Below are 18,898 nucleotides of genomic sequence, written 5' to 3'. Positions count from 1 at the left end.
CGTGACGTCATGACAGACCTGCTTTCCGGCATCCGCATCCTTGACCTGACAAATGTGCTGGCCGGGCCCTATTGCGCCTACCAGCTGGCGTTGCTCGGCGCCGACGTCATCAAGGTCGAAACGCCGCAAGGCGGCGACCTGGCGCGCCAGCTCGGTGCCTCTCCGGAGCTCAACCGGGCGGGCATGGGCGCTTCGTTCCTGGCGCAGAATGCCGGCAAACGCTCGGTGGCGCTCGATCTCAAGAAGGAAGCCGACCGCGAACGCTTCCTCGATCTGGTCGCTTCGGCCGACGCGCTGGTCGAGAATTTCCGCCCGGGCGTAATGGACCGGCTGGGGCTTGGCCATGCCAGGCTGAAAGAGGTCCGGCCAAGCCTTGTCTATTGTGCGATATCGGGCTTCGGCCAGACCGGGCCGATGCGCGACAATCCAGCCTACGACCAGATCATCCAGGGTCTTTCCGGCATTATGAGCATCACCGGTACACCGGAAACGGCGCCGCTGCGTGTCGGCTATCCCGCCGCCGATACGCTTGGCGGGCTGGTCGGGGCGTTCGCCATTACCGCCGCATTGGTCAAGCAGAAGACGACAGGCGAGGGCGCGTTCCTGGACGTGTCGATGCTCGAATGCACGCTTTCTGCGCTCGGCTGGCCGGTGTCGAATTATCTGACGGCGGACGTCGAGCCGCAGCCGATGGGCAACGAAAACATGACGGCCGCACCGTCTGGCGCGTTTCGCACCGGCGACGGCTTGCTCAACATCGCCGCCAACAAGCAGGAGCAGTTCGTCGCGCTCTGCCGATTGATCGGCCGGCCGGAGCTGGCCTCGGATGTCCGCTTTGCCGAGCGCGAAGCGCGCAAGCAGAACCGGATCGCATTGAAGGCGCTGATCGAGGATGCCCTGGCGAGCGGCTCGGCCGCTGCCTGGGAGGAGACGTTCAATCGCGCCGGCGTGCCGGCAGGCCGGGTGCTGACGATCCCGCAGGTACTGCAAGAGCGACAGGTGATCGAGCGCGGCATGACGGCGCGCTTCCAGGCTGTGCCCGGGATGGACAGGCCGCTCACCGTGGTGCGCGGCGGCTTCATGGTCGATGGCGAGGCACCTTTGCCGAGCAGGCCGCCGCCGGGGCTGGGCGAGCATATGGACGAGGTCTTTACCGGCCTGCCGCCACGCGCCAAGAAAAGAGCGAAGGCATGAGCGGCGAGGAAAAGAAGGCATGAGCGACACGGAAAACAAGACTGGCCGTGCGCGCGGCGAGGAATGGTGGCAGACCGGCATCATCGAGATGCGCCCCGGCGTCATCCGGCTGCGCGGCTATGAAATCCAGGATCTGATCGGCCGCGTCAGCTTTCCGGCAATGATCTGGCTGATGCTGCGCGGCGAACTGCCGAGCGAGGAGCAGGCGGCGCTGCTTGGCATCGCGCTGGGTGCTGCCGTCGACCATGGGCCGCAGGCGCCGTCGATCGCCATCGCCCGCATGGCGATAACCTGCGGCGTCGGCATCAACAGCGCCATGGCCTCTGCCATCAACGTGCTTGGCGATGTGCATGGCGGCGCCGGCGAACAGGCGCTTTCCTTCTACGGCGACATCGCCGCCGAACTGGACGCCGGCGTGCCCCTCACGGACGCCGTGTCACTGCGGGTTGATCATTTCCTTGCTGGGGAAGACGGTTATGTGCCGGGGCTCGGCCATCGCTTCCACCCGGTCGACCCGCGGGCGCCCCGCCTCATCGAGCTGACCCGCGACTTTGCCGCGCGCGGCGTCGTCAGCGGGCGCTTCGCCGACATCGCCGAGAGGGTCGAGGCCGAGGTTGCGCGGCGCAAGCGCAAAAAAATCCCGCTCAATATCGATGGCGCCACGGCCGTCATCTACGGCGAGCTCGGCTTCCCGCCGCCGCTGACGCGAGGCCTTTTCGTGCTGTCGCGCTCGGTCGGCATCCTTGCCCATGCATGGGAACAGTCGCAGGAAAGCGACCGCAACAAAGGGCCACTGCCGCGCGAATGGCTGTGGGCCTATACCGGTACGCCGGTGCGGCCTCTGCCCGAGGAAGACGATGGCAATCAGTGAGGCATCGGTTCAAGAGACGGCGGCGGGCGCTGGAACCAATTCCATCCCGACACAGCCGGGGCGGGCCTCCATCTTCTATTGAGCGTGATCTTTTCCGAACGCCGGATTCTGTTCTTTAGCATTGTGCTCCAGCTCGGGAATCCTGATGTTCCTCACCAGCGTCGAAAGATCCGGCTCGTCGATCAGCAATGCCGCGTCGGTCGGCGCCAGCCATGCCCGCTGCCGTCTCTTGGCTTCCTGCCAATTGGCAAGTTCCTCGGTTACCTCAAGCAAATAGACGACGACATCGACGCGAACGAAGCGGTTCGCCAGCCGCTTCCAGTAGTGGTAGGTGCCGGCCGGCTGTTTCAGTGTCTTGCCGAGAACACCGGCTTCTTCCTGTGCTTCGATGGTGGCTGCCTTGCGGCCGCTCTTGCCCTTCATCGGCCAGCCCTTCGGTACGATGAAGCGCCTCGTCGTTCGCGATGTGACCAGCATCACCTCGACATCGCCATGCTCGTTCAGCCGAAAGGGAATCGCCGCAACCTGGCGAACCCCGTCGCCCTTCCTTGCCTTGCGTACGACCTTCTTCTTGCTGGCTGCCATTCGATAATCCAGTCGAGGCGGTGCCCCAGGCGGCAAGGGCAGCGTTGCAAAGTCGCCCGCTTTCAATGGGGCGCAAGCGGAGCGGTTTCCCCAGTATATAAGTCGGCTAAATAAATGAAAGGGACCGGTCGTCAGCGACAAGTGCTGACAAAGCCGCTCCCCGACGGCAGCAACTGGCAAGTTGGCCTCATCTGCGGCACCTCCTGCCGTTGCGGTATTGGGATTTGGCGATCCTGGGCACGGTACTGCTGTTGCTGCTGCTGGTATTGCTGCCGCCGCAGCCTGTTCTCCAACATCTGCAACTGGTCTTGCTGGATTAACACGTTGCGGTCGGCCGGACTAACGACCTGTGCCGATGCAGCAGGATTTATGCCCGACAGCATCGCTGCAGTCAGCACTGCCGACCCAAAAAACTGCAATTGACGGAGCCGCGGCATTCGTTCATTCCCGCACAAACCAATCTCCCTTAATATAGGGCTTTTGTCCGACGACGCCATGGCCGCCGCTGATTTGAAGCGGATTGGGAGAGGCATTGCGGCTTCGGATGCTCGTCGCGTCAATCGACCTCGCGCAGCCGGTATCCGACGCCGGTCTCGGTCGTGATATAGCGGGGCTGGTCGGGCGTTTTTTCGATCTTTTGCCTGATCTGCCGGACGTAGACCCTGAGATATTGAACGTCGGTGGAATCGCCCCAGACCTGCTTCAGCAGGAACTGGTGGGTGAGAACCTTGCCGGCGTGCTGCACCAAGGTGCGAAGAATGTCGTACTCCTTCGGCGAGAACTTTATCTCCCTGTCCTCGACCTTGACGATGCGCTTCACCAGATCGACGGAGAGGTCGCCGGTTTGGAACACCGGCCTCTCACCCTGCTGCTGGAACTTGTGCCGAAGCGCGACGCGGATGCGTGCGACAAGCTCGTTCATACCGAATGGCTTGGTGACATAGTCATCGGCGCCGAGTTCGAGGGCCGAGACGATGCCGGCCTCATCAGTGCGGCTGGAAAGAATAACCACGGGAATGTCCAGGCCATCATCCCGCCATTTGCGGAGCAAATCATGACCGCTCATGCCGGGCAGGCCGAGATCGAGCAGCACAAGGTCCGGTTTTTCCGCCTCGATGAGTTCGATCGCCACGTTGGCGTTCGGCGCCTCGCTGATCGCATAGCCCTGGCTGCCGAGCCCGACGCGAAGCAGTTTTCGGATCGGCGGTTCGTCCTCGACCACCAATATCCTGACGTCCAGGCTCGTCATGCCAGATCGTCCATATTCTGATGGCCTGCTTCGGGTTCGCCGAGGTTGGGCAGCTCTGCCGGCACCACCTGCATCTTGATGGTGAAAACCGCACCGGCACGGTCGGTCCTGTTTGCCGCTGAGATGGTGCCGCCCATCGCTTCGATGAAGCCGCGGCAGATCGATAAGCCGAGCCCTGTGCCGGCACGCACCTGGTCGCCCTTGCGCACACGGTAGAAAGTGTCGAAAACGCGCTCTAGATCCGCTGGCGGAATGCCTGGTCCCTCATCCATGATCTGCAGGATGACGAATCCATTGTCTAGCCAGCCCTGCAAGCGGATCGTCGAACCTGGCGGCGCGTATTTTGCAGCATTGTCGAGGAGGTTGAACAGCACCTGTTCGAACAGAACGGGGTCAACCCGCAACATCGGCAGATCCGATGGAATATCGATCTCGGTCTTGTGCTCGCCGACGATTTTGCGGGCCCGATGCAGAGCTGAGCCGACAATGTCGCCGAGATAGTGAAACGCATAATTCGGCTGCATCGTGCCGGATTCGATTTTGGTCATGTCGAGCAGGTTGGCGATGAAGCGGTTCAGCCTTTCCGATTCATCAAGCACGGTCGACAGCAGTTCCGCCCGGTCCTGCTCGGGAAGTGCGGCCTCGAAGTGCCTGAGTGTTCCGGCCGCGCCCATGATGGCGGCAAGCGGCGTTTTTAAATCGTGGGAAATGGAAGTGAGCAAGGCCGAGCGCAGACGATCTGCCTCGGCCGCAAGCTGGGCCCGGTCAACATCGGCAACGAGCTGGATGCGCTCGATGGCGACCGCCGCCTGGTCGGCGAGCGCATCGAGCAGACGCTGCTGCTCGGGTGTCAGCAGCGGACCTTGCTTGTCGTTGTCGAGCCCAACGACGCCGACCGCCGTGCGTCCGGTCCGCAAGGGCAGATAGAGGCGTTTTGCGCCCGGCAGCGTGTCGGCGCCGCGTCCGGCGGCGCGGTTATGCTCCCATGCCCAGCGGGCTGCTGCGATATCGGCCTCGGCCAGCGTGTCGTCGGGCGGGTAGCCGGCTTTGACCGCGATTGTGCCGTCCTCAGGCAAAAGCAGCACCACGCGCAGCTTCAGCATCAAGGCGATCTGGAAGGCAGTGGCCCATAGCACGTCGTCCAAGGTGCCGGCGCCGGCGAGCTTCTTTGAAAACTGATAGATGTCTTCCGTGGCACGCGCCCGTGAGCTGGCGGCGATCGCCTGACGCTGCACCCGCGCCGTCAGATTGCTGGCGATAACGGCGACAACAAGGAACACGGCAAGCGCAACGATGCTCTCCGGCTCCCTGATCGTCAGTGTGTAGCGCGGCTCTAGGAAAAAGTAATTGAATGCAAGGGCGCTGACGACACAGGCGTACAAGGCTGGCCAGAGCCCGCCCGTTACAGCCGATGTGAGCACCGCCAGCAGAAAGACAATGGCCAGATTGCGAACGTCGAGAAACTGGTCGAGAACAGTGCTGAAGGCGAGGGAGCCCATGACATAGGCTGTGGCTAGCAGGTAGGGCCTAACCTGAAACTGCTTCTGCTCGGTTGCCGCGCTGACATTTTTCGAGGGTGCGTCGGTGCCCTTGTCGGTTCCCGAAATTACATGGACGCTGATGTTGCCGGCGTCGCGGATGAGATCATAGGTGAGCGAGCCTTCGATCAATTCGCGCCAGCGCGATCGGGTCGGCCTGCCGATCACGATATGGGTGAAGTTGTTCGCCGTCGCGTGGCGAACGATGTCTTGCGCGACGTTCTGACCCGGAATGGTCGTCACCTCGGCACCGAGCTGCTCGGCAAGGCGCAGTTGCGTCGCCAGCCGATCCTTGTCCTCCTCGGGCATGGCAGCTGAACGAGGGGTATCGACATGAAGCGCCGTCCAGGGGGCGCGGAGCCGGTCGGCCAACCTCCGCGCATAGCGTACACGGGCCGCCCCGCCCGGACGCGCATCGACGCAGACGAGAACCCTTTCCCCCGCCGCCCACGGTCCCGGAATGGCGTGGGCCTGCATATGGTTGAGCAACTGCTCGTCGACACGCTGGGCGGTGCGGCGCAGCGCCAGTTCCCTAAGCGCCGTCAGGTTACCCGGCGAGAAGTAGTTCTCGATGGCGCGCTGGGCGGTGCTGGGGATGTAGACCTTGCCTTCCTCCAGCCGCTTGATCAGGTCGTCGGGGGTGAGGTCGACGATCTCGATGTCGTCGGCCTGGTCGATTATGGAGTCGGGGACAGTTTCCCGCACCCTGACGCGGGTGATCTGCGCCACGACATCGTTCAGGCTCTCGACGTGCTGGATGTTAAGAGTCGTGTAGACATCGATGCCGTGCGTCAGGATTTCCTGGACGTCGAGGTAGCGCTTGGGGTGACGGCTGCCTGGCGCGTTGGTATGGGCGAGTTCGTCGACCAGTACCAGCGCCGGGCGCCGGGCGAGGATAGCGTCGAGGTCCATCTCCTCGAGGACCCGCCCCTTGTAGTCGATCTCAAGACGAGGAATGACCTCGTAGCCCTCGACCAGCGTCTGGGTTTCCTTGCGGCCGTGCGTCTCGACGATGCCGATCACCACGTCGACCCCGTCGGCCAGCCTGGCGCGGCCCGACATCAGCATCTCGTAGGTCTTGCCGACACCGGGGGCGGCGCCGAGAAATATCCTCAGGCGACCGCGCTCCTCCCGCTCGGCATGCGCGAGCAGCGCGTCGGGAGACGGCCTGGTTTCGGCGGTGCGGCTGTCGTCTGGCATAAGGGTCAATCATGAACGGCGCAAGCTTCGGTGTCGATCCCGGCGCCGCCTTTCATTGTTTCATCGCATCGTCCAGTGCAAGGTTGAGGGCCAGCACATTGACCACCGGCTCGCCGATGAAGCCCAACTCGCGGTCCTCGACTTGGCTGTCGACAACCGATTTGATCCTGGATTCATCGACGCCCCTGGCCTTGGCCACCCTGGCAACCTGAAAATAGGCCGCATCGGGGCTGATATGCGGATCGAGCCCGCTGCCGGACGTGGTGACCAGATCCATCGGCACCGGCTGGTTCGGGTTTTCTGCTCTCAACTGTTCGGCGTCGCTCTTGATACGGTCGATGAGCTTCGGGTTGGTTGGGCCGAGATTCGAGCCGCCCGAGGCGGCGGCATTGTAGCCGTCGCCGGCGGCCGACGGGCGGCCATGGAAATAGCGGTCGCTGGCAAAAGCCTGGCCGATCAGCTCGGAACCGACGAGCTTGCCGTCCTTCTCGACCAGGCTGCCATTGGCCTGGCGCGAAAACAGCGCCTGGGCAATGCCGGTCATGCCGATCGGATAGACCAAACCCGTCAGAACGGTGAAGAAGACGATCATGACGATCGCGGGCCTGATTTGATTGAGCATCGACGTGGTTCCTTATGCGAGACCGAGAGCAGTGATGGCCATGTCGATCACCTTGATGCCGACGAAGGGGACGACCACGCCGCCGAGGCCATAGACAATGAGATTGCGGCTGAGCAGGGCACCGGCGCCGACCGCGCGGTATTTGACGCCCCTCAGCGACAGCGGGATCAGCGCAATGATGATCAGCGCGTTGAAGATGATGGCCGAGAGGATAGCGCTCTGCGGCGTCGCCAGATGCATGACGTTGAGCGCTTGCAGTGGCCCGGCAGTCTGGCCCGGGGCGATGTAGAAGACTGCGAATATTGCCGGGATAATGGCAAAATACTTGGCCACGTCGTTGGCGATGGAGAAGGTGGTCAGCGACCCACGCGTCATCAGCAGCGCCTTGCCGATTTCGACGACCTCGATCAGCTTGGTCGGATCGCTGTCGAGGTCGACCATGTTGCCGGCCTCGCGCGCCGCAACCGTGCCGGTGTTCATGGCAACGCCGACGTCGGCCTGGGCAAGGGCCGGCGCATCGTTGGTGCCGTCGCCGCACATCGCGACCAGCTTGCCCTTGGCCTGTTCGTCGCGGATCAGCTTCAGCTTGTCCTCGGGCGTCGCCTGGGCAAGGAAGTCGTCGACGCCGGCTTCCGCCGCTATCGCCGCCGCGGTCATCGGATTATCGCCGGTTATCATCACCGTGCGGATCCCCATGCGGCGCAATTCGGCAAAGCGTTCTGCGATGCCGCCCTTGACGATGTCCTTCAGGTGGACGACGCCGAGCAGGCGCCCGTCGCGCTCGACGGCCAGTGGGGTGCCGCCGGATTTGGCGATCTCGTCGGCGATCCCCTGGAGGTCGCGGATGGTGTCGCTGCCGGGACGCGTACTGCCTGTGGCAACGGTCGAGAGGTTGACGTGGGCAAGCACCGCATCGACTGCGCCCTTGCGGACCGAGGAGCCTTCCAGATCGACGCCGCTCATGCGGGTTTGCGCGGTGAAGGGCACGAACGTCGCGTGCAGGCTTGCCATGTCGCGGGCGCGGATGGCGTATTTTTCCTTCGCCAGGACGACGATCGAGCGGCCTTCCGGCGTTTCGTCGGCAAGCGAGGCAAGCTGAGCCGCGTCGGCCAGTTCCTGTTCGGTGACGCCCTTGATCGGACGAAATGCCGTCGCCTGGCGGTTGCCCAGCGTGATGGTTCCGGTCTTGTCGAGCAGCAGCGTGTCGACATCGCCGGCCGCCTCGACAGCGCGGCCCGACATGGCGAGCACGTTGAAGCGCACCAGGCGGTCCATGCCGGCAATGCCGATGGCCGACAGCAGGGCGCCAATTGTGGTCGGAATCAGGGTAACGAACAGGGCGACCAGCACCGTCACCGAGATATAGCCGCCCGAATACGAGGCGAAGCTCGGGATCGTCGCCGTCGCCAGCACGAAGATCAGCGTCATGCCGACGAGCAGGATGTTGAGCGCGATCTCGTTGGGTGTCTTCTGGCGCTCGGCGCCCTCGACCAACGAGATCATGCGGTCGAGGAATGTATGGCCGGCAGCCGCAGTGATGCGCACGCGGATCCAGTCGGACAAGACCTGCGTGCCGCCAGTCACCGCCGAACGATCGCCTCCGGATTCGCGGATGACCGGTGCGGATTCGCCGGTGATGGCCGCCTCGTTGACCGATGCTACGCCTTCGACCACCTCGCCGTCCGAGGGGATGATGTCGCCGGCTTCGACAAGCACGATGTCGCCGACCTTCAGGCTGGTGCCGGGCACCAGTTTGAACTTGCGGCGGTCGCCGCCGTTCAACAGCTTGGCCTGCGTCTCGGTGCGCGCCCGACGCAGCGAGTCAGCTTGCGCCTTGCCGCGGCCTTCGGCCACCGCTTCGGCGAAATTGGCGAAGAGCACGGTGAACCACAGCCAGATGATGATCTGCAGCGTGAAGCCAAGATCGCCGCCGCCGGTAACGAGATCCTTGACGAACAGCACGGTGGTGAGCGCCGAGACGACGGCGACGACGAACATCACCGGGTTCCGCATCAAGGTGCGCGGGTTCAGTTTTCTGAAGGAACCGGCGATAGCGGGCCACAGAATGCGGGTATCCATGATGCTCACGGATTTCGACGGGCTCATTTGGTGGCTCCAGTGTCGATGTTGTTGACCGGTCGATCGTGTGCCGAACGAAGGTGCGGCGGCCCGTAAGCCAGCAGCCAGATCATGATCAAGGCTGCCGCAATAGCGAGGAATGTGGACAGCGTCGGGAAAGGAGGGGGCGTCTCGTCCCTCCCGTCATCCGGCCTTCCGTCATCGGGTTGATGACGGTGGTGCCGACGTATGAGGTTGAACCAAGGCATGGCCGTTTCAGAATGTCTGACCGTGAATCATCGCCAGGTGCTCGACGATCGGTCCGACCGCCAGGGCCGGGAAGAAGGTCAGGCCACCGACGATCAGGATGACACCGACCAGCAGCCCGACGAACAGCGGACCGTCGGTCGGGAAGGTACCAGCGGAGGCTGGGACGGTCTCCTTCGCAACCAGCGAGCCAGCAATCGCCAACGACGGAATGATGACCAGGAAGCGGCCCATCAGCATGCCGATGCCGAGCGTTATGTTGTACCAGGGCGTGTTTCCGCTGAGACCGCCAAAGGCGGAGCCATTGTTCGCCGCGGCCGAGGTGTAGGCATAGAGAACTTCGGAGAAGCCGTGTGGACCGGCATTGGCGATGGAAGCAACGCCGGTCGGCAGCACCACCGCGATAGCGGTGAAGATCAGCATTGCCAGCGGCAGGCAGAGCACGGCCAGCATCGCCATCTTGACCTCCTTGGCCTCGATCTTCTTGCCGAGATATTCGGGCGTACGTCCGACCATCAGCCCGGCGACAAAGACGGCGATGACGATGAACATCAGGATACCGTAGAAGCCGGCGCCGACGCCGCCGACAATGACCTCGCCGAGCTGCATGTTGATAATCGGGATCATGCCGCCAAGTGCGGTGAAGCTGTCATGCATGGCATTGACCGCGCCGCAGGACGCGGCCGTGGTGATGACGGCAAACAGTGCCGACAGGGCGATGCCGAAACGGCTCTCCTTGCCCTCCATGTTGCCGCCATCGATGCCCAGCGCATGGACGAGCGGATTGCCAGCGGCTTCCGCCCAGTAGCAAACGGCAACGCCGGCGATGAACAGCACGCCCATCGCCGATAGAATTGCCCAGCCCTGGCGCTGGTTGCCGACCATGCGGCCGAAGACATTGGTCAACGCCGCGCCGAGGGCGAAGATCGTCACCATCTGGAGCAGGTTGGAGATCGCGTCGGGATTTTCGAAGGGATGCGCTGCATTGGCGTTGAAGAAGCCGCCGCCGTTGGTGCCAAGCATTTTGATAGCGATCTGCGAAGCGACAGGCCCGACTGCGATGGTCTGCTGCGCACCTTCGAGCGTCGTCGCGTTGACGTAGGCAGCGAGCGTTTGCGGCGTGCCAAGATAGACATAGACCAGCGTCAGGACGATGCAGAACGGCAAGAGCAGATAGAGCGTGCAGCGGGTCATATCGACCCAGAAATTGCCGATGGATTTGCCTGAGGCCCTGGCAAAGCCGCGGATCAGCGCGACCGCAATGGCGATGCCGGTCGCCGCCGACAGAAAGTTCTGCACGGTCAAGCCGGCCATCTGCACGAGGTAGGACATCGTGCTTTCGCCGCCGTAGTTCTGCCAGTTGGTGTTGGTCATGAAGCTGGCGGCGGTGTTGAAGGCCAGCCCAGGTTCGACGGCGGTCATGCCGGCCGGATTGTAGGGCAGGCCGCCTTGCAGCCGTTGCAGCAAATAGAGCACCAGGAAGCCGGCCAGGTTAAAGAACAGCAGGGCCGCCGCATAGGAGGTCCAGTGCTGCTCCTCGCGCTCGCTGGTCCCTGATATGCGGTAGAGCCCGCGCTCGAGCGGGGCCAGAATTGACGACAGGAATGTGCGCTCGCCGCTGAAAACGCGATGCATGTAGCCGCCGAGCGGCTTGGCCAGCAAAACGACGATCCCGCAATAGACGAGGATCTGCAGCCATCCGTTGATTGTCATGGGGTTGGCTCCTTGCCAGCGGAGATCAGAAGCGTTCCGGGCGAACGAGGGCGTATGTCAGGTAAGCGAGAAGAAACAAGGTCACGGCGCCACCGAGGATATAGTCGAATAGCATGTTGCGATCCCCTAAAATTATAGCTTGTCGCAGGCTTTGATGTAGCCGAAGCATAGAGCAAAGAACGCAATTCCAGTCGCGATAACAACTATGTCCAACCGTGCATTTCCTTATATTTGTTTGTTCCGTAAACTTAGACAAAACTATCCAAGCCCGCGCGCCGCATCATATCGGCGGCCGGATACATCGCTCCGGCGAATATGGATCAAAGTGCCATAAAGGTTCGAGACGGGACGCCGAGCAAAGAAATTAAAATCCCATAAGGATTTCGCCGCCTCGGCGCTGGCCACAGCTTTAGGAGGGAGGTGCGCACCGGCGCGCGAAGCTGCCGGGATCAGTCCGCGCGGGTATAGATCACCGCGTAATCGTCCGTATAGGCCCGCTTCCAGCCCAGTTCGTCGAAGAACGGAATGCGGCTGTCGTCGGCGGTCAACAATGCCCAGTCTATCGCATATTTGTCGAGTTGGGCTTTCAGGATCGGCTTGCCCCGGCTGTGCCCGGTCTGTTCATCCGTTTCCGTAAAGCCATTCAGGAAGAGCTGATCCGCGCGGCCGTCGATAAACGTCTTGACGCCGTGGAAAATCAGCGTGCCGCCGAAATCGTAGGAGTTCAGCAGATTGCCCGACAGACTATAGGTTTGGGCGAAAGCCAGTGCGTCCCTCGCCGAGGTCTTCTGGCTCGGCGCGACCGGATAGATCGTGAATGCGGCAGCCGCCAAAACCAGCAAAACGGCAATTCCAGCGCAAATCCTGGAAAATTGCCGTGCGAAAAATTGTTCGAGTCCGTCGCGCTTTTCCGCCGCCCATTTCTCGGCTGAAAGCGCTGGATATTGTTGCGCGACCTCGACGGCAAGGACCACCGGCACGAGAAGAAAGAACAAATACATGAACCGTATGTGGGTGAGATAGACGTGCAACGTGAAGACAAGGAACAGCGCCTTGGCCCAGCCAATGCGCAATCTCGACACGAGCAGCCCGAAAAACGCCAGCAACATGGCCACCTCCTGGAGGGTGTGCCGCGAGGCGTCGAAGGGTTGCCACTCCGCAATGTAAGGCACCGCCTCATTGCCATAGGCCACGGTGAATGTGGCGAGTATTGCCTTGACGCCATAGGGATTGAGTAGGCTGACCAGCGGGCAAAGCAGCCCGAAAGCGATCCACTTGGCCAGCAGCCGGGGGTTCGACAAGCGTGTGCGCATGACGAGGTCGAGGCCGGCGAAGGCGGCGATGACGAAACCGAAGGTGAAGGTGGCATGGATATTGGCCCACAGGCAAAGCAGCGCCAGCAACCATAAAGGCGGCGCTTTCTCGTTGCGTGCGGCCTGGAAAAGACCGGCGGTCCAGACGACGATGATAGGCAAGGTAAAGATGTGCGGCCGGGCGACGTAGATCGGCCCGATCACCAGCGCGAGAACCAGCGTCACTCCTATCGCCAGCGTCGGCTTCAACCACGCGCTGAGATACCACGACGTCAAGAAGATCGTCAGCGCGATTACTGCAGTCGCCAGCAGCACCACGCCGTTCCAGCCGCCGGCTTCAAAGGCAATTGCAAGGAGAACCTGGCTAAGCCATTCCTTGGCGATCCATGGCTGGCCGGCAAAAGTGTAGGAATAGATGTCGACAGTAGGGAATGTGCGGCTTGCCAGCATATCCATGCCGACCTTGATGTGCCACCAGCTATCGGGATCCTGCAGGAGGGAGGTGGCAAAGGCGAGGAGCGCCGCCGCCATCACGACCGCCGCCAGCAGGCAAAACACCAGCCTCACATGCCGTATGTCGTCTATCGACGGCCTCGCCTCACCAGATATCCCGCGCATATGGCATCCCTGAGCCGCGATAGCGGAAGGGATAGGCCGAATTTGTTAGAAAACCGATAAGCCGCAAGATTGCGGCCACAACCCTGTGCCGCGCTTCCAACCGGCTTGGCGCGTTCAGCCCTCGGCCTTGAAGTTCTTGGCTTCCTTCTCGACCTTCGGGCTGTCCTTGCCGTGCTTGCGCATCAGATCCTTCGCCTGCTTCGGCGAAACGTCGGTGGTTTCGGCCAGACGCAGAGCCTCCTTTTCGTCCGGATCGCGCGTCTTGCGGTCGGCCATTGCGGTTTTCTTGTCGGCCATTACGACGCTCTTATGCTCTCGGCGATTTCGTTCAGCACCTTGCGGTCGGTGCCGTGGCGCTTGATCAGCGTGCGGGCCTGATCCGGGGTGATGCCCGCTTCCTCGGCGAGGTGACGTACCTCGTAGTCTTCGCCGCCCGCCACTCGTGAGCGGTCGCGACTGTCGGTCTTGGTTTTGTCGTCGGCCATGGCAGCTCTCCTCATCTCAACGAGAGCATAACGGGCAAGATTTCAGCGAGTTCCTTCGAGCGTGTCGCCCAATTACCGCCTTCGGGCATGACCCGGCATGAGCAGCGGTTTTGCTCAAAGCAAGGGCTTGGCGCCAGGCCGACCTTCACGCACAAACAGGCTGGCCTCTTTGGCGGCGCTGCCAACCGCCCGCCGCTAGTTCTGGGCGCAGCCTGGTATTCGTTCCGGATTGCTAATTGGAGCGATGGTCGAACACGACGCCCATGGTCCTACCAACGGCCGTCATGACGATAAGCCCGACCAGATCGTCGTCACTGTCGCCGCAGGCCGGGGCCGTCCTGCGAACGATGTCCAGCATCGCCCTCGTCGATATGGTGTCGCCGGCGCCGAACCGTGAAAGCGCAGATGAAACAAGCTCTTGGGCCGTCAAGTCGGCGACCGTCACCCGCTGCACCACGTTCATTGGCTTCCTCCCACCATGAACCCTCTACCGGGAGAATGATACGCCGAACGTCGCGTTTCGCCAGCGAAATGGTGGTCCTACCAGCGCGTGGGCAGCGACCGAAATCGTCGGTTTTGCGTGAGGCAACCCGGGCGCGAGGTGGCAGCGCTTTTGTGCCATGTTCACTTCGCCAAAGACCGATCCCGGCGGCCGGGATCGGTCTCAATTTTACTTGGCAGTCTGATTGCTGGGCAGTGTGGTCTGCTCGGTTGCGGCCGAAGCCAACGCAGCAAGAACCACGATGCGGGCAGGACCAGGACGGTTCGTCGTTCCACGGAAACGCCGAACCGGTCTGGCTTTTTTGTTTACACAATTCCGGACGGAAAACCGTCACACATTTCCCGGAATTCCTCGTCTTGTGACTCTAGGCGGCCAGGTCGCTCGGAAGCTTGCCGCCATTCTCGGCCAGCTTTTTCATCAGTGCGTCGTGCAGCCACAGATTCATCGTTACAGTGTCGTTCATGTCGCCGGTGTAGTTCAGCTCGTGCGCAAGCTCCTTGCGGGCGCCGAGGCTGCTGTCGATATTCAGAGCCTTCATCAGATCGACAATCGAATTCTTCCAGTTGAGCTTTTGCCCCTTCGCGGCCACCGCTTTGTCGAGAATGGCAGCGATGTCCGGGGCAGAGGACGGTGCGGCCGGCGCGGCCGGAGCCGGAGTTGCAGCCGGGGCGGATCGGGTAGGCGCCGTCGGCTGGGTGGCCGTGCTCGAAGCAGGCGCGGGAGACGGTTGCGCCGGCGGCGCTTCGGCCGCAACCGCGTTTCCGAAAATCGCACCTTTGATACTGTCGAAAATGCCCATTGCTATCTCCTGGGTTGGCTTGACGGTGTGTTGCCTTGACGGTCGGTGAGGCGACCGTTGCCGAATGCCGCATTGAGCGCCCTGGTTGTACCGGACCACGAACGCAACGCAGGGGCAACTCCAAACTGGCTAAAAGGTAAAGGCTTGGTTGCATTGGGGAATCGGCTCAGTGATCCTGCCCGAGAGTAGAATAGATTGGATCGCGGCCCGCCGACAAATCGTCACGCGCAATGGGCGAGGAAACGGTTGGCAGCCAGTTTTGCTGACGCAGACCAGAAAAATCATTTAGATTCGTGTTCGCAATTCGCTGAGAGGAACGAAGCCATGACAGCAGTCGTCGCATCCGACAGGCTCGAACGTTCGCTGGTTTGGGCAGAGGACGACCCGTCGGTCAAATGGGCCGGCGCCTTCGCGGCTTACGGCGGGCACGGCACCACCCAGTCCTCGGTCATTGTCTACGAGATCGAGCCCGGCAAGCGGCTCGGCTGGCACAGCGACGCCACAGAGGAGACGCAATACATCATCGCCGGCACCGGCGAGCTACATATGGAGGGCGGCACCACCCACCCGGTCGGGCCCGGCAGCGTCCTGGTACTTCCGACGCCGGTCCGGCACGACCTCGTCAACACCGGCACCGAAACCCTGCGCGCCGTCGCTTTCTTTGCGGCGGCGATGTTCACGCAGACATTCGACGATGTCATGCTGCCGCCGAAATCCCATGTCCTCGGCACGCCCAATCGTGCGGGCTGAATGCGTGCCGGCGAGAATCATCACGCCTGCGGATTGCGGACTTGGAGCTGATATGAGCGCGCGCGCGGCCGGCAAGCGGTTCGGCATCGTTACGCGTCTGCGTCAAGGGCCGACCGGCTGATGGCGCCCGTCAAGGTCGACCCCGCCAAGGTGCGCGAGTTCAGGGACGCGGAAAGCTTCCATGCCTGGCTTGGCGAGCATCACGACAGCGAGGACGAAGTCTGGATCAAGATCCACAAGCTCGATTCGGGACTGCCGTCGATTACGCCGAAGCAAGCCATCGACGTGGCGTTGTGCTGGGGCTGGATCGATGCGGTGCGAAAGGCGTTGGACGGCAAAAGCTACCTGCAGCGCTACACCCCGCGCGGCAAGAAGAGCACCTGGAGCCAGATCAATGTCGACAATGTCGCCCGGCTGATCGAGGAGGGCCGGATGACCGAGCACGGGCTGAAACAAGTCGAGGCAGCCAAGGCAGATGGCCGCTGGGCGCGCGCCTATAGGAGCGGCAAGGAGATGAAGATCCCCGACGATCTGCAGGCGGCAATAGACGCCGAGCCCAGGGCGAAAGAGATGCTGGCAAAGCTCAGCGGGCAAAACCGCTTCGCGCTCGCCTTCCGCACCCACAACATGAAGACCGAAGCGGGACGCAAGAAGAAGATCGCGGCTTTCGTGGAGATGCTGAAGCGCGGCGAGACGATCTATCCGCAACGAAATCGCGATTCTGGATGAACATTTGGCCGCGCTTGTCTCCGGCATCTCGTGCTTGTCCCTGTCGGCGAGCCCCGAATGCGGCCGGATCGCAGATCAGGCGCACCTTCGATCCTGGCGATGTCGCCGACGACTTGTTTTCGACGAGCGCGCCCGGCACTTCGACACCAGCTCTCATTCGTTTAGTTGATGCAGGAAAAAAGTCCCGTCCTCACAGTCGACATAGTATATTAGCAGGCGCTGTTATGAGGTTTTTGCCCGTTCAGGAGCCGACTGGCACGTGGGCCGTGTTTGATGCGACCGTGGACGTGCCTGCGAATTTCGCTGGCAGTTGCCTTATCGGCCTGCCGCGGGAGCGGGCGGAGTGGCTCGCAGCAAGAGCCAATCGAGATGCTGCAAAAGGCACTTCGATTTGCCGGTTGTCAGTTGCCGGGCCAGCACAAGCCGCGGTTCTTGGACTTAGACCGTTAGGAGAGATTTCGATGATGCACGAACAGGTAATGGAAGCTGCGTTGGCAGCCAGAAATCAGGAAGTGGATATTTGTGGTGTCTTCGACATCACCAACAAAACCGATGCGCCAATTGGCTCTCGCCGATTGGGCGAGGCTATCCACTTTGTCGCCAATGCACCTATCGTTGGCTATGATGTTCACGCCGCCGTCATCAGATATGGCCCACTCGGAACCCCCAGCCTCAGAGCAACAGATTGCGAACAGCTGTGGGAGAAGTTTGGCGAGGCCTTGCTGCAACACTGACGGGCAGACCTTTGGCGCGTATGGCACCACCATCGTGCAGGACTTCCCTTGTGAGAACGACATGGAAGCCTGGCGGGTGATATTGCAATCAAATTAGCGTCAGCGCATATTTTTTGCCGGCTGGCCTCGCAAACCGGCCAGACCCGGTGGCCGGCCGCCAACGGGCCGTCAGGCCGCCAATAAATGGTTCGGCAGGCCCGACGGTCCCCTTGGCAAGGTCACCGCAAACAAAGCATGATGCGGCGGCAAAACGGGTTTGGGAGAATGACATGCCTAAGGTTTCGGAACTCTTTTTCAAGACAGCCATCGTCTTTCTAATTCTGGGAATTGCAGCTGGCCTGCAGATGGCAATTTCAGGCGATCACGGCGCGTTTCCGGCTCACGCGCACATCAACCTGCTGGGATGGGTCACCAGTGCAATATTCGGCGGCTATTATGCGCTGAACCCGGCGAAGGCGGCCCGCAGGAGCGCGATGATCCACTATGGCGTCTACAATCTCGGCCTGGTCGTGATGCTGCCGGCGCTTTACCTGATGCTGCAGGGAAATCCGGCGCTCGAGCCGATCGTCGCCACCGGCTCAATGATTGTCGCTGTCGCCGTGCTGATCTTTGCCTTCGTGGTTTTCTCCAGCGAAACAGAGCGCTCAGTCTCGGGAATACAAGCGGTCCCGCGCTAGACGGGGCGGCGATAGTGCCGAGTCGACCAAAGCCCGTGCTTCTGGTGAAGCGCGGGCCGATTGGTTGTAGGCTGATCTGAGGCAAGGGTGCGGCGAGATGAAAGCCGCTCAGTAGCCTTCGCGCGCCCCTCTGCCTGCCATGCTGCTTATCGCGGCCTTCATTTTGGCGTTGTGCCTGCGTCCCTAGGAAGGTGAAAATATCGACACTTCTTGGATCTTCGCCGAAACGACTGCCTTGTGCTTTTGGGGCGCGACGCCCAGCGAGCGCAGGTGCGACGTTGATGCAGCCTTGTTGTTGGCGACGCAGCACGACGGGGTCATCGTCAAACGACGGTAGAGCGCGCGGACCTACTGTTGCGCGAGCCGGTCCCCGAGCGTGTTTGCTTCGGCCAATCTTGCCAGCGATTGTTCGACTTTCTGCGCCGAGGCGTCTGTGCGCTTGATGTGCCGTATCATTTGCTGCCTCAACAGCGCGAGCCTTGCGACGCGATATTCGTCGCCGTATCTCGCAGTTTCAAGGTGGAGGGTCGCGAGCATCATGGGTCAATTCTTCCGATCGATCTTCGTCATGCGTTCCCGGGCCTCAATCACGCGTTTTTGCTCAGACCGTATGCGGTCGCACAACGCGAGATTGACGGCGACACAGCCATCGTTCAACAACAGTTCATTCGCACGCTTCAGCGAGCGCTCGGCCCGTTTAACGCGCAGCCTGGCATTGGCCAGTTCGAAGCTAAATATATCAATCATCATCATACCGCTTCGTCTGCGGTCCCTTCGATTGTTAACCGGCGTCGATCCCATTTGTTCCGACTGCACGCGGCGCAGCGCCAGGAAGGAGCTTGTCTTTCGCCCGTGCTGGGCCGTTCGCGATGGCGGGGCATGCTAGGTGGGCGGGCTGGTGCAAGGCGAAGGTGTGAAGGCCTGGCCCGTAATCACGTTCTGTTCACTCTGGCTAATGTAAGCTGGCCGCCTAGAATTCGCCGCGAAGGTGTTT

20 protein-coding genes are annotated in these 18,898 nt (G+C 61.8%); 6 read left to right on the top strand and 14 right to left on the bottom strand.

The features are described from left to right. Positions 1-9: 9 nt before the first annotated feature. Both AC0L2Y_RS19240 and AC0L2Y_RS19235 read left to right on the top strand, forming a co-directional pair. On the top strand, positions 10-1,194 hold the full coding sequence (locus AC0L2Y_RS19240) for a CaiB/BaiF CoA transferase family protein (protein WP_473558676.1): 1,185 nt from the start codon (positions 10-12) through the stop codon (positions 1,192-1,194). Between the two features lie 19 nt (positions 1,195-1,213). Beyond that, positions 1,214-2,065 (top strand): citryl-CoA lyase, encoded by an 852-nt coding sequence (locus tag AC0L2Y_RS19235; RefSeq protein ID WP_473558675.1) that lies wholly within the window; start codon positions 1,214-1,216, stop codon positions 2,063-2,065. A 75-nt stretch (positions 2,066-2,140) separates the two neighbouring features. Here the strand turns inward: AC0L2Y_RS19235 and AC0L2Y_RS19230 are convergent, their stop codons facing one another. The 13 genes from AC0L2Y_RS19230 to AC0L2Y_RS19170 all read right to left on the bottom strand — a co-directional run bounded on the left by AC0L2Y_RS19230 (position 2,141) and on the right by AC0L2Y_RS19170 (position 15,014). Beyond that, a complete protein-coding gene (locus AC0L2Y_RS19230) occupies positions 2,141-2,650 on the bottom strand; it encodes an NUDIX hydrolase (protein WP_473558673.1) in 510 nt (169 codons plus the stop codon). Between the two features lie 131 nt (positions 2,651-2,781). Then, entirely contained in the window at positions 2,782-3,087 is a 306-nt protein-coding gene (locus AC0L2Y_RS19225) for a hypothetical protein (protein ID WP_473558671.1), read from the bottom strand. Between the two features lie 119 nt (positions 3,088-3,206). Further along, the gene (locus AC0L2Y_RS19220) at positions 3,207-3,899 is read right to left on the bottom strand and encodes a response regulator transcription factor (protein ID WP_473558670.1); all 693 of its coding nucleotides are present in this window, start codon (positions 3,897-3,899) and stop codon (positions 3,207-3,209) included. After that, positions 3,896-6,637 (bottom strand): DUF4118 domain-containing protein, encoded by a 2,742-nt coding sequence (locus tag AC0L2Y_RS19215; protein WP_473558668.1) that lies wholly within the window; start codon positions 6,635-6,637, stop codon positions 3,896-3,898. The genes AC0L2Y_RS19220 and AC0L2Y_RS19215 overlap by 4 nt, the downstream gene beginning before the upstream one ends. Positions 6,638-6,689: 52 nt before the next feature. Continuing rightward, entirely contained in the window at positions 6,690-7,259 is a 570-nt protein-coding gene (gene kdpC, locus AC0L2Y_RS19210; protein ID WP_473558666.1) for a potassium-transporting ATPase subunit KdpC, read from the bottom strand. Between the two features lie 12 nt (positions 7,260-7,271). Continuing rightward, complete coding sequence (gene kdpB / locus AC0L2Y_RS19205) at positions 7,272-9,365, bottom strand: potassium-transporting ATPase subunit KdpB (protein ID WP_473558664.1); 2,094 nt, start codon at positions 9,363-9,365, stop codon at positions 7,272-7,274. Between the two features lie 228 nt (positions 9,366-9,593). Further along, on the bottom strand, positions 9,594-11,297 hold the full coding sequence (gene kdpA / locus AC0L2Y_RS19200) for a potassium-transporting ATPase subunit KdpA (protein ID WP_473558663.1): 1,704 nt from the start codon (positions 11,295-11,297) through the stop codon (positions 9,594-9,596). Positions 11,298-11,322: 25 nt separating this feature from the next. Further along, complete coding sequence (locus tag AC0L2Y_RS19195) at positions 11,323-11,412, bottom strand: K(+)-transporting ATPase subunit F (protein ID WP_023675300.1); 90 nt, start codon at positions 11,410-11,412, stop codon at positions 11,323-11,325. A gap of 334 nt (positions 11,413-11,746) precedes the next feature. After that, positions 11,747-13,228, bottom strand: a complete 1,482-nt coding sequence (locus tag AC0L2Y_RS19190; protein WP_473558662.1) for a hypothetical protein — start codon at positions 13,226-13,228, stop codon at positions 11,747-11,749. A 114-nt stretch (positions 13,229-13,342) separates the two neighbouring features. Beyond that, positions 13,343-13,525, bottom strand: coding sequence for a hypothetical protein (locus AC0L2Y_RS19185; protein ID WP_254816845.1), 183 nt, complete (start codon positions 13,523-13,525; stop codon positions 13,343-13,345). Continuing rightward, the gene (locus AC0L2Y_RS19180) at positions 13,525-13,713 is read right to left on the bottom strand and encodes a DUF3606 domain-containing protein (RefSeq protein WP_473558660.1); all 189 of its coding nucleotides are present in this window, start codon (positions 13,711-13,713) and stop codon (positions 13,525-13,527) included. Before AC0L2Y_RS19180 ends, AC0L2Y_RS19185 begins: the two co-directional genes overlap by 1 nt. A 232-nt stretch (positions 13,714-13,945) precedes the next feature. After that, the gene (locus AC0L2Y_RS19175) at positions 13,946-14,176 is read right to left on the bottom strand and encodes a hypothetical protein (RefSeq protein WP_473558658.1); all 231 of its coding nucleotides are present in this window, start codon (positions 14,174-14,176) and stop codon (positions 13,946-13,948) included. A gap of 403 nt (positions 14,177-14,579) precedes the next feature. Then, on the bottom strand, positions 14,580-15,014 hold the full coding sequence (locus tag AC0L2Y_RS19170; protein ID WP_023675304.1) for a DUF3597 domain-containing protein: 435 nt from the start codon (positions 15,012-15,014) through the stop codon (positions 14,580-14,582). A 324-nt stretch (positions 15,015-15,338) separates the two neighbouring features. Between AC0L2Y_RS19170 and AC0L2Y_RS19165 the strand changes: the two genes are divergently transcribed. From AC0L2Y_RS19165 to AC0L2Y_RS19150, 4 genes are all read left to right on the top strand, one after another. Further along, positions 15,339-15,764, top strand: coding sequence for a cupin domain-containing protein (locus AC0L2Y_RS19165; RefSeq protein ID WP_352488670.1), 426 nt, complete (start codon positions 15,339-15,341; stop codon positions 15,762-15,764). 120 nt (positions 15,765-15,884) lie between these two features. Further along, complete coding sequence (locus AC0L2Y_RS19160; protein WP_352488671.1) at positions 15,885-16,493, top strand: YdeI/OmpD-associated family protein; 609 nt, start codon at positions 15,885-15,887, stop codon at positions 16,491-16,493. 461 nt (positions 16,494-16,954) lie between these two features. Further along, positions 16,955-17,227, top strand: coding sequence for a hypothetical protein (locus AC0L2Y_RS19155; RefSeq protein WP_352448287.1), 273 nt, complete (start codon positions 16,955-16,957; stop codon positions 17,225-17,227). Between the two features lie 269 nt (positions 17,228-17,496). Next, the gene (locus AC0L2Y_RS19150; RefSeq protein ID WP_352465920.1) at positions 17,497-17,904 is read left to right on the top strand and encodes a hypothetical protein; all 408 of its coding nucleotides are present in this window, start codon (positions 17,497-17,499) and stop codon (positions 17,902-17,904) included. A gap of 543 nt (positions 17,905-18,447) precedes the next feature. On the opposite strand, the gene AC0L2Y_RS19145 is transcribed toward AC0L2Y_RS19150, so the two are convergent. Further along, positions 18,448-18,657, bottom strand: a complete 210-nt coding sequence (locus AC0L2Y_RS19145; protein ID WP_254816855.1) for a hypothetical protein — start codon at positions 18,655-18,657, stop codon at positions 18,448-18,450. Positions 18,658-18,898 lie beyond the last annotated feature (241 nt).

Source organism: Mesorhizobium sp. WSM4830 (assembly GCF_055811495.1).
This window is presented reverse-complemented; position numbering and strand designations above follow the sequence as displayed.

Coding starts and splice junctions, on each gene's coding strand:
- kdpB (WP_473558664.1), bottom strand. CDS start 9,365: ATGAGCCCGTCGAAATCCGTGAGCATCATGGATACCCGCATTCTGTGG.
- AC0L2Y_RS19165 (WP_352488670.1), top strand. CDS start 15,339: ATGACAGCAGTCGTCGCATCCGACAGGCTCGAACGTTCGCTGGTTTGG.
- AC0L2Y_RS19220 (WP_473558670.1), bottom strand. CDS start 3,899: ATGACGAGCCTGGACGTCAGGATATTGGTGGTCGAGGACGAACCGCCG.
- AC0L2Y_RS19145 (WP_254816855.1), bottom strand. CDS start 18,657: ATGATGATGATTGATATATTTAGCTTCGAACTGGCCAATGCCAGGCTG.
- AC0L2Y_RS19225 (WP_473558671.1), bottom strand. CDS start 3,087: ATGCCGCGGCTCCGTCAATTGCAGTTTTTTGGGTCGGCAGTGCTGACT.
- AC0L2Y_RS19160 (WP_352488671.1), top strand. CDS start 15,885: ATGGCGCCCGTCAAGGTCGACCCCGCCAAGGTGCGCGAGTTCAGGGAC.
- AC0L2Y_RS19190 (WP_473558662.1), bottom strand. CDS start 13,228: ATGCGCGGGATATCTGGTGAGGCGAGGCCGTCGATAGACGACATACGG.
- AC0L2Y_RS19185 (WP_254816845.1), bottom strand. CDS start 13,525: ATGGCCGACAAGAAAACCGCAATGGCCGACCGCAAGACGCGCGATCCG.
- AC0L2Y_RS19175 (WP_473558658.1), bottom strand. CDS start 14,176: ATGAACGTGGTGCAGCGGGTGACGGTCGCCGACTTGACGGCCCAAGAG.
- AC0L2Y_RS19195 (WP_023675300.1), bottom strand. CDS start 11,412: ATGCTATTCGACTATATCCTCGGTGGCGCCGTGACCTTGTTTCTTCTC.
- kdpC (WP_473558666.1), bottom strand. CDS start 7,259: ATGCTCAATCAAATCAGGCCCGCGATCGTCATGATCGTCTTCTTCACC.
- AC0L2Y_RS19155 (WP_352448287.1), top strand. CDS start 16,955: ATGATGCACGAACAGGTAATGGAAGCTGCGTTGGCAGCCAGAAATCAG.
- AC0L2Y_RS19215 (WP_473558668.1), bottom strand. CDS start 6,637: ATGCCAGACGACAGCCGCACCGCCGAAACCAGGCCGTCTCCCGACGCG.
- AC0L2Y_RS19230 (WP_473558673.1), bottom strand. CDS start 2,650: ATGGCAGCCAGCAAGAAGAAGGTCGTACGCAAGGCAAGGAAGGGCGAC.
- AC0L2Y_RS19235 (WP_473558675.1), top strand. CDS start 1,214: ATGAGCGACACGGAAAACAAGACTGGCCGTGCGCGCGGCGAGGAATGG.
- AC0L2Y_RS19180 (WP_473558660.1), bottom strand. CDS start 13,713: ATGGCCGACGACAAAACCAAGACCGACAGTCGCGACCGCTCACGAGTG.
- AC0L2Y_RS19170 (WP_023675304.1), bottom strand. CDS start 15,014: ATGGGCATTTTCGACAGTATCAAAGGTGCGATTTTCGGAAACGCGGTT.
- AC0L2Y_RS19240 (WP_473558676.1), top strand. CDS start 10: ATGACAGACCTGCTTTCCGGCATCCGCATCCTTGACCTGACAAATGTG.
- kdpA (WP_473558663.1), bottom strand. CDS start 11,297: ATGACAATCAACGGATGGCTGCAGATCCTCGTCTATTGCGGGATCGTC.
- AC0L2Y_RS19150 (WP_352465920.1), top strand. CDS start 17,497: ATGCCTAAGGTTTCGGAACTCTTTTTCAAGACAGCCATCGTCTTTCTA.